The sequence below is a fragment of the Oceanospirillum linum genome, assembly GCF_001995095.2.
Classification (GTDB): Bacteria; Pseudomonadota; Gammaproteobacteria; order Pseudomonadales; family Halomonadaceae; genus Oceanospirillum; species Oceanospirillum linum.
This window is the reverse complement of the sequence record NZ_MTSD02000201.1, coordinates 1-402: the sequence shown is the minus strand read 5'-3', so window position 1 is coordinate 402 and position 402 is coordinate 1. Positions and strand designations below refer to the sequence as shown.

At 42.8% G+C, this 402-nt stretch carries 1 protein-coding gene; it reads right to left on the bottom strand.

Annotated elements, in window-relative coordinates; all coding sequences use genetic code 11:
- On the bottom strand, window positions 1–402 hold a 402-nt coding region (locus tag BTA35_RS18130; RefSeq protein WP_161489901.1), incomplete at both ends, for a hypothetical protein.

Sequence of the window (402 nt, the reverse complement as noted above, 5' to 3'; positions counted from 1 at the left end):
AGTTATAATCTAGTCGGATATCTTTACTGCTGTCTTCAGCAGGAGTAATGGTTAGATTCAGTGCATCTTGCCAATTTGTAGCAGTATATTCACCAGCATCAACAAGCAGTGTGTTACCATCGCCATCTTTAAGAGTTGCATCAGAAGGAATACCTGAGATAGTGATCGAGGAAAAATCATCTTCACTATGAATCTGCTCTAAGTTCTCTAGGATAGCAATATTCCAATCGCCACCTTCACCGATACCCTCCTGAGTATTTCGGTTATCCTCTACCCCTGCAATATCAATATCACGGATCGTCGTGGTTACTCTAGCGCCATCATAGTCAACGGTTTCGTACTTGCCACCTACTTGGTAAGCAGCGTCTTCACTATAAGTGTTCTCAACCAGCTCTACAGTGA